The organism is Bradyrhizobium sp. NAS80.1 (genome assembly GCF_001908205.1).
In the GTDB taxonomy this organism is placed as follows: Bacteria; Pseudomonadota; Alphaproteobacteria; order Rhizobiales; family Xanthobacteraceae; genus Bradyrhizobium.
This window is the reverse complement of record NZ_LGHL01000078.1, coordinates 48,644-56,430: the sequence shown is the minus strand read 5'-3', so window position 1 is coordinate 56,430 and position 7,787 is coordinate 48,644. Positions and strand designations below refer to the sequence as shown.

Below are 7,787 nucleotides of genomic sequence, written 5' to 3'. Positions count from 1 at the left end.
GACAGCGGCGCCTCCGATACCGAGATCAAGCTCGGCAACATCATGCCCTATAGCGGTCCGGCCTCCGCCTATGCCGTGATCGGCGAGGCCGAGGAAGCCTATTTCAACAAGATCAACGCGGAAGGCGGCATCAACGGCCGCAAGATCAAGTTCCTCTCCTATGACGATGCCTATTCGCCGCCGAAGACGGTTGAGCAGGCGCGGAAGCTGGTCGAGAGCGACGGAGTGCTGCTGATCTTCGGCTCGCTCGGCACCTCCACCAACAGCGCGATCCGCAAATACATGAACGAGAAGAAGGTGCCGCAATTGTTCGTGGCGAGCGGCGCCTCGAAATGGAACGATCCGAAGAACTTCCCCTGGACGATGGGCTGGCAGCCGAACTACGCGAGCGAGGCACGCATCTACGCCAAGTACATCATGAAGGAGAAGCCGGACGCGAAGATCGGCGTGCTCTACCAGAACGATGATTTCGGCAAGGACTATCTGAAGGGCCTGAAGGACGGCCTCGGCACCAAGGCCTCGATGATCGTGCTGGAGGAAAGCTACGACACCTCGGAGCCGGCCGTCGACGATCACGTCGTGAAGCTGAAGGCCGCGGGCGCCGACGTCTTCATCAGCATCACCACACCGAAATTCGCCGCGCAGGCAATCAAGAAGGCCGCCGAGATCAACTGGCATCCGGTCCAAATCATCTCAAACGTCTCGGCCTCGGTCGGCGGCGTGATCGAACCGGCGGGCTTCGAGATCTCCCAAGGAATCCTGTCGGCCACCTACATCAAGGACGCCTCGGACCCGCAATGGAACGCCGACGACGGCATGAAGAAGTTCTACAACTTCATCGCGCAATACAATCCCAAGGCCAACAAGCTCGATGCCGGTGTGGCGTTCGGCTATGCGGCGGCACAGACCATGGTGAAGGTGCTGCAGATGTGCGGCGACGATTTGACCCGCGAGAACGTGATGAAGCAAGCCGCCAGCATGAAGGATTTCGCGCCCGACATGCTGCTGCCCGGCATCACCATCAACACCGCGCCGGATAATTTCGCCCCGATCGAGCAGTTCCAGATGATGCGGTTCAAGGGCAGGAAATGGGAGCTGTTCGGCGACATCATCTCGAGCGATCTCAGCCAGTAGGATCCTACGCGTCTGGCAATCAGAAATCGATGCGAGCGTTTGCGTCAACCTGTGCTGATCCCATCTTGCAGCCGCGCCAATCTCGTGACCCGGCAAAGAATTCATCGCCGCCTGAAAGGGTTGCTGCAAGGCAAGAACTGAGCTCGCTGCGGCGGCATTGCCGTCACCCGTGGCTTCATCAAGCCTGACAATGGCGTCCCGGCGCCTTCGGCCTCGCTCAGCCCCATTCGACTAAAGACGAGTTCTCGGTATCGCCTTCTCGGGGGCGCGTTGCTTGCTGGCGATCCGGGAAGAGCATTGAATGTGCGAGGAGCCGCAAAGAGCTCCCAATCAGCAAAAGCGACACATTCAACCGAATCAAGGGAGACCAACATGCATTCCATCCACGTGCGGGCGGCAGCATTATCGGCGGCTCTCCTGCTGACCGCCACCATGTCCACGGCAGCGCTTGCGCAGAAGAAGTACGACAGCGGCGTGACCGATACCGAGATCAAGATCGGCAACATCATGCCCTATAGCGGTCCCGCGTCCTCTTACAGCGTGATCGGCAAGACGGAAGCGGCCTACTTCAACAAGATCAACGCGGAAGGCGGCATCAACGGCCGCAAGATCAATTTCATCTCTTATGACGACGGCTACTCACCGCCGAAGACCGTCGAGCAGGCGCGCAAGCTGGTCGAGAGCGACGAGGTGCTGCTGATCTTCAATTCGCTCGGCACGCCCCCGAACTCGGCGATCCACAAATACATGAACTCGAAGCAGGTGCCTCAACTCTTCGTCGCCACCGGCGCAACCAAGTGGAACGATGCCAAGGGCTACCCATGGACAATGGGCTGGCAACCGAACTACCAGAGCGAGACGCAGATCTACGCGAAATACATCCTGAAGAATTATCCGAATGCCAAGATCGGCGTGCTCTACCAGAACGATGATTACGGCAAGGACTATCTGAAGGGTCTGAAGGACGGGCTGGGCTCCAAAGTCTCCATGATCGTGCGGGAAGAGAGCTACGAGACAACAGAGCCGACGATCGACTCGCACATCGTCAACCTCAAAGCGGCCGGCGCCGACGTGTTCGTCGACATCTCGATTCCGAAGTTCGCGGCGCAAGCGATCAAGAAGAGCGCCGAGATCGAGTGGAAGCCGGTTCATTTCCTCAATAGCGTCAGTTCGTCGATCAGCGCCACGATCAAGCCGGCTGGCTTCGGCAGCTCGCAAGGCATCATCACGTCGGCCTACCTGAAGGACCCGACGGATCCGCAATGGAAGGATGATCCGGATATCAAGGCCTGGAATACGTTCCTCGACAAATATTATCCCGAGGCCAACCGCGCCGACGCCTTCGTGATCTATGGCTACGCCGTCGCGCAAACCATGGTTCACGTGCTCAAGCAGTGTGGCGACGACCTGACGCGTGCGAACGTCATGAAGCAGGCGGCAAACATGCAAGACTATGTGGTTGCGGGCCTGTTGCCCGGGGTGAAGATCAATACCAGCCCGACGGACTTTGCCCCGATTTCGCAGTTGCAACTCCAGCGGCTCAAGGGCGACACCTGGGAGCTGTTCGGCGACGTGATCAGCGGCGACGTCGGTGGTTAACGGCGTCCTCGGCAAGGTGGCCAAGGCCTTCGCGACCACCGCCGTGCAGACATAAACCTACTAAAGGAGCAGCCCCCGCGACCTGGTCGCCGGGGCTTTTCCTTGAAGCCGTCAGACAAATCGTATTGAATTGCCGCCGCGTCACCAAAAACCAGGCAAGACAAGAAAAGGAAACGCACACACACCAAGAAAACAGGGAGATAGGAATGCCCGCTGTCACCGGCAAGCTTGCCGCCGCGTCACTGGCGCTCGCGCTCATTGCGGCCTCGACCTCCACTGCATCGGCCCAGAAGAAATACGATACAGGCGCGAACGACGCCGAGATCAAGATCGGCAACATCATGCCCTACAGCGGACCGGCTTCCGCCTACGGCATCATCGGGCGGACCGAAGCCGCCTATTTCAAGAAGATCAACGACGAAGGCGGCATCAACGGCCGCAAGATCAACTTCGTTTCCTATGACGACGCCTACTCGCCGCCGAAGGCCGTGGAGCAGGCGCGCAAGCTCGTCGAGAGCGACGAAGTGCTCTTTATCTTCAACTCGCTCGGCACACCGTCGAACTCGGCGATCCACAAATACATGAACACCAAGAAGGTGCCGCAGCTCTTCGTCGCGACCGGCGCCACCAAGTGGAACGATCCGCAGAACTTCCCGTGGACGATGGGCTGGCAGCCCAACTACCAGAGCGAAACGCAGATCTACGCGAAATGGCTGCTCAAGAACAAGCCGGACGCCAAGATCGCCGTGCTCTATCAGAACGACGATTACGGCAAGGACTATCTCAAGGGCCTGAAGGACGGCCTTGGCTCCAAGGCCGCCTCGATGATCGTCATGGAGGAGAGCTACGAGACCTCCGAGCCGACCATCGACAGCCACATCGTCAAGCTGAGGTCGACGGGCGCTGATGTCTTCATGAACATCACGACGCCGAAATTCGCGGCGCAGGCGATCAAGAAGGTCGCGGAGATCGGCTGGAAGCCGTTGCACTTCCTCAACAACGTCTCGGCCTCCGTCGGCAGCGTCATGAAGCCCGCGGGCTTCGAGAACGGGCAGGATATCGTCTCGGCCGATTATCTCAAGGACGTGTCGGATCCGGAATGGAGCAACGATCCCGGCATGAAGCAGTTTCTCGCCTTCATGGACAAGTACTTCCCGGAAGGTGACAAGCTCGACAAGGGCACCATCGTTGGCTTCGCCGTGGCGCAGACGCTGGTCCAGGTCCTGAAGCAATGCGGCGATAATCTCACGCGCGAGAACGTCATGAAGCAGGCCGCAAGCCTGAAGGACTTCCGCACCGAAGCGCTGCTGCCGGGCATCCAGATCAACACCGGGCCGAACGACTTTGCGCCGATCAGCCAGCTCCGGCTCGAGAAGTTCAAGGGCGAGCGCTGGGAACTGTTCGGCGACGTGATCAGCGCCGACGCCGGCGGCTAGCCGCCCGAACACGCGACGACGAAAGCCCCCGGCGGAGCTTGCGCAGGGGGCTTTTGCTTGCGCGCCGATCATGATCACGCGATTGCATAATCGAATGATGGTAAAGCCCGCTTACGCTTTGGCGCATGATGCGGTAGGCAGGTGAATGGCGGCTTCATCGCCGCCGCTTCGCCCTGTCCGAGATTCTGCCCAAAAGTTTGCCGAAGGCCTCCGTCAATGACCGACCGACGTCCCCTGCTCCGCGCGCTCTACGACGCCGCCGTTGCCGCCGCCCATCCCAATGTGGTGCTGGCGCCGCATCTGCGGCCCGCACCGAGGGGACGCGTGATCTGCCTCGCCGCCGGCAAGGGCGCGGGCGCAATGGCGGCGGCTGCGGAGCGGCATTATCTCGACACGCTCAAGCTCGCGCCGGAGCGGCTGGTGGGCATCGCCACCACCCGCCACGGCTACGGCGTGCCGACGCGCCGCATCCGCGTGGTCGAGGCCGGCCATCCCGTGCCGGATGAAGCCGGCTTGAAGGGCGCGGCCGACACACTCGCGCTCGCGGGCGAGGCCGGACCCGACGATCTTCTCCTGGTGCTGCTCACCGGCGGCGGCTCGGCGAACTGGATCGCGCCTGTAGAGGGCATCAGCTTCGCGCAGAAGCAGGCGGTCAACAAGGCGCTGCTGCGCTCAGGCGCGCCGATCGGCGAGATGAACATCGTCAGAAAACATCTGTCGCGGATCAAGGGCGGGCGTCTGGCGCGCGCCGGCAGGAACGCCGCCGAGATCGTGACGCTCGCGATCTCCGACGTGCCGCATGACGATCCTTCCGCGATCGCCTCCGGTCCCACCGTGCCCGATCCGACCACGCTTGCGGACGCGCGCGCCATCGTCGCCAAGTACAGGCTCGACATCGATGATGCCGTGAGGCGCGCGCTCGACGATCCCGCCAACGAGAGCTGCAAGCCGGGCGATGCCGCCTTTGCGCGCGCGCATTTCGAACTGATCGCGCGTCCTAAGCAATCGCTCGACGCCGCGGTGAAGCTCGCCAAGGACGCCGGCTACGAGACGATTGATCTCGGCGCCGATCTCGAGGGCGAGGCCCGCGAGGTCGCTGCCGATCACGCCAGGTTGGCGCTCCAGGCGCGCGCGCAAGGCCGGCGCGTCGCAATCCTCTCCGGCGGCGAGCTCACGGTCACCGTACGCGGCAATGGCCGCGGCGGCCCGAACCAGGAATACGCGCTGGCGCTCGCCGGCCTGTTGAAGGACACGGCGGCCATCGCCGCGCTTGCCGGCGACACCGACGGCGCCGACGGCGGCGCCGGCAACCCCACCGACCCCGCCGGCGCGCTGATCGACGCGGCAACGTTCGCGAAGATGAAGGCGCAGCGCTTGGAGCCACAGGCCTATCTCGACAACAACGATGCGTCCGCCTTCTTTGAGGCAACGGGAGACTTGCTGCTGCCGGGCCCGACGCTGACGAACGTGAACGACATCAGGGTAATTTTGGTGGATTGAGCCACGGGCTCTCCCCTGTCATTGCGAGCGAAGCGAAGCCATCCAGACTGCGTCCGCTGAGTGTGGGCGCAGCTCACCCCTTCCCGCTGACGTGCTCCAGCAGCGCGAGCAGGCCCTTCAACAAGTCGGTCGGCGACGGCGGACAGCCCTTGATGTGCAAATCCACCGGAACGGTGTCGGATACGCCGCCGACGCAGGCGTAGCTGCCTCTGAAGATGCCGCCATCGATCGCGCATCCGCCGACCGCGACGACCCATTTCGGATCGGGCGTCGCGTTGTAGGTCCGCTCCAGCGCCTGTCGCATGTTCTTCGTCACGGGACCCGTGACCAGCAGCACGTCGGCATGGCGCGGCGAGGCGACGAAGCGCAGGCCGAAACGTTCGATGTCGTAGAAGGCGTTGGACAGCGCGTGGATCTCCAGCTCGCAGCCGTTGCAGGACCCGGCATCGACCTCGCGAATGGCAAGAGAACGCCCAAGTCTGGCCTGGGCGGCGCGGTCGACTTTCGTTGCAAGCTCCGCCAGCGCAGAATCGTCCGGCGCCGGCGCGGGCTCCGTCAGCGAACCATGGGTGAGGCTTTCGAGCAGGGTCTTGCGCATGGCTTAGAGGTCCGCGCCAGAATAGGAACAGTTGAACGACTTATTGCAGAGCGGGAAGTCGGCAATGATGTTGCCCTCGATCGCGGTTTCCAGCAGCGGCCACTGGAACCACGACGCGTCGCGCAGGTGGCAGCGTTCGACGCGCAACTCGCCATCGAGCCGCAGCCACACCAGAACGTCGCCGCGGAAGGCCTCGGTGAGCGCCATGCCTTCACAGGAATCGCGGCCGATCCTGGGAGGCAGCGCAGTTTCGAGCTCTCCCGGCCCAAGTTGACGGAGGATCTGCTCGATCAACTCGACGCTCTGCTCGACCTCGCGGATTCGGATCCAGACCCGCGCGTTCACGTCACCGGCCTGTAGCACCGGCACCTCGAACGATAACGAATCGTAAGGCGCGTAGGCAATCACCCGCCGCGCATCGAAATCGCGGCCCGAGGCGCGGCCGACATAACCGCCGGCGCCAAACTGGCGCGCATACTCCGCCTTCACGATGCCCGTGGTGACGGTGCGGTCCTGCAGGGACGCCGTGTTGTCATAGAGCTCGATCAAGCGCGGAAAGACCTTTCGTAGCTCCGCAAGCAGCGCGTGTAGCGCGGAGACGCCGTCCGGCGCGATGTCACGCGTCACACCACCGGGCACGATGACGTCCATCATCAGTCGATGGCCGAACGCGACATTCGCAGCGCGCAAACAGCGCTCGCGCAAAATGCCGGTCTGGGCATGCATCAGCGCGAACGAAGCGTCGTTGCAGATGGCGCCGATGTCGCCCAGATGATTGGCGAGCCGCTCCAGCTCCGCCATCAGCGCCCGCAAAAGGGTCGCTTGCCTCGGCACCTCGATCTGCAGCGCCGATTCCACGGCACAGGCAAAGGCGAAGGCATAGGCGACGGCGCTGTCGCCGGAGGTGCGGTTGGCGAGCTTTGCCGCAGCCTCGAGGCTCGCGCCCTGCATCAGCGACTCGATGCCCTTGTGGGTGTAGCCGAGCCACTGCTCCAGCCGCACCACATGCTCGCCGTTGGCGGTGAAGCGGAAATGGCCGGGCTCGATGATCCCGGCATGGACGGGGCCGACCGCCACCTGGTGCAACGCCTCGCCCTCGGCCGGCAAAAACTGGTATGGTCGCACGTCGCGCGATGCGTTGCGGCCGGAGAGCGGATAGGATTTGCCCCAGGCATAGTGATCGAGCCATGGCCGCAGATCGTCAGCGACAGCAGGAACAAGCCCGAACAGATCATGGATGGTCCGCTCCAGCCGAAGCGCCGGCGGATGAGGGCTGGCGACGCTTGGAAATGTGCCGGCCGTACACTCGTAGGTGACGACCGCGATCTCGGCCGAGACTCCATCGAGCATCGCCATATGCACCGCGGTCGGCTCGCCCCAGAAGCCAAGCAGTGTGAGCCCTCCCTCGACCAATCGATCGATCGCCGCCTGCCAGCCCGCCTCCGTCACGATCGCGCGCGGCCAGGGCCGGTGCGGCAACTCCGCAGTGACATGGGGGATGCTGTCGAGGATGCCCATCG

The 7,787-nt window shown here is 62.9% G+C and carries 6 protein-coding genes; 4 read left to right on the top strand and 2 right to left on the bottom strand.

Annotated elements, in window-relative coordinates; all coding sequences use genetic code 11:
• The 4 genes from AC629_RS19230 to AC629_RS19215 all read left to right on the top strand — a co-directional run.
• The coding region (locus AC629_RS19230) for an ABC transporter substrate-binding protein (protein WP_084806597.1) at positions 1-1,134 on the top strand (1,134 nt) is incomplete at its 5' end.
• Positions 1,135-1,506: 372 nt separating this feature from the next.
• Entirely contained in the window at positions 1,507-2,733 is a 1,227-nt protein-coding gene (locus AC629_RS19225; protein WP_084806596.1) for an ABC transporter substrate-binding protein, read from the top strand.
• A 206-nt stretch (positions 2,734-2,939) separates the two neighbouring features.
• Entirely contained in the window at positions 2,940-4,169 is a 1,230-nt protein-coding gene (locus AC629_RS19220) for an ABC transporter substrate-binding protein (RefSeq protein ID WP_084806595.1), read from the top strand.
• Positions 4,170-4,385: 216 nt separating this feature from the next.
• Positions 4,386-5,669: a glycerate kinase type-2 family protein gene (locus tag AC629_RS19215; RefSeq protein WP_084806594.1), complete on the top strand. Its 1,284-nt coding sequence runs from the start codon at positions 4,386-4,388 to the stop codon at positions 5,667-5,669.
• A 73-nt stretch (positions 5,670-5,742) separates the two neighbouring features.
• Here AC629_RS19215 and AC629_RS19210 read toward each other — a convergent pair whose 3' ends face one another.
• The gene (locus AC629_RS19210) at positions 5,743-6,267 is read right to left on the bottom strand and encodes an NADH-quinone oxidoreductase subunit B family protein (protein ID WP_084806593.1); all 525 of its coding nucleotides are present in this window, start codon (positions 6,265-6,267) and stop codon (positions 5,743-5,745) included.
• Between the two features lie 3 nt (positions 6,268-6,270).
• Positions 6,271-7,785, bottom strand: coding sequence for a hydrogenase large subunit (locus tag AC629_RS19205; protein WP_084806592.1), 1,515 nt, complete (start codon positions 7,783-7,785; stop codon positions 6,271-6,273).
• Positions 7,786-7,787: the final 2 nt, after the last annotated feature.